Origin of the sequence: Pseudomonas carassii, assembly GCF_036324045.1 — a bacterium.
Taxonomy (GTDB): Bacteria; Pseudomonadota; Gammaproteobacteria; order Pseudomonadales; family Pseudomonadaceae; genus Aquipseudomonas; species Aquipseudomonas peradeniyensis.
Genome location: NZ_JAZDCT010000093.1, coordinates 1 through 1,139 on the forward strand (window position 1 = coordinate 1; position 1,139 = coordinate 1,139).

Below are 1,139 nucleotides of genomic sequence, written 5' to 3' on the forward strand. Positions count from 1 at the left end.
CGCAAGGGCCTGCCCATCCTGCCCCTGCGCCGGGCCCTGGTCCCGGACCTGCGCCCGGCCTACCGTCACCCCCTGGCCGGCGGCGATCAGGTCGCCACCCGCATGGGTCTGCGCACCCTGCGCACCGGCTACCTGTATGTCCTGCTCGACCAGCGCATCTGGTACGCCTACGAAGTCACCGACGAGGCCCACCTGCGCCGCTTCAACCCCCTCGAGCCGCCACCCGCACCACCGCGTCTGCTCGCCCGCCAGTGTCTGGGCGAAAACCACGACATCCCCTCTTCCTTCCTCACCGTCGACACCGAGGCCTTCTCCACCGCCTGGATCGCCTTCAGCAGCGACGCCTGGCCGCCCAGCGTGCTGAATGCCTATCGCAATGCCAAGACCCCGCCCGAGCGCTTCCAGGTGCTGGACCTCGCCCTCGCCCGCAGCGCCCCCGCCCAGGTGGGCCTGGCCATGACCCTCAGCGAGCTGCAGGTAGACCGCCAGGTCTTCGAGTACAACCAGCAACTGCCCGGTGCCTTCGACAGTGTCCATGGCTTTCACAGCCGCCTGCTGCGCCAGACCGCTACCCGCGGCTACCTGATCAACGCCATTGCCCGCCACCAGCTCGAACACGGCGTACTCGCCTTGGTGCTCGACGACACCGTCGGCCTGGTCCAGGAGTACAACCACCAGCGCCTCAACTGGATCGCCCTGCGCCAGCAATGGCGCGAGGACCCGCTGCGCGCCTATCAGCTGCAGACCTCGCAGATCCTGCTGACCCTGCGCGCCATGCAATGGCCCTGGGCCGAGCAGCGGACCCCGTCCTTCGAACCCCACAGCGGCGATGGCCCGCCGGTGTTCGTCGACCCGCAGGTCGAGCGCCAGCGCGAGGTCGAACGGCGCGCCCAGGACGGCGTCGCCCGGCTCGAGGAGCGCTACCACGAGCCCCTGCGCGCAGGCTTCCAGGCCGAGTACGAACGCCAGGAAGCCGAGTACCAGCGCTGCATCGACCTGAACACCCAGGCCTATACCCAGCTCTGCGACAGCAGCCTGTTCCACGCCATCGAGGAACACGACTACGACGGCGACGACCGTGAGTCCGGCATCGCCTACAGCAAGACCATGGCCCTGTGCCTGGCCGGCGGCGTCACCGA

General features: G+C 69.1%; 1 protein-coding gene. It reads left to right on the forward strand.

All coding sequences use genetic code 11. From position 1 onward, the window contains the following. The coding region (locus V0R62_RS26690) for a T6SS effector BTH_I2691 family protein (protein ID WP_330105833.1) at positions 1-1,139 on the forward strand (1,139 nt) is incomplete at both ends.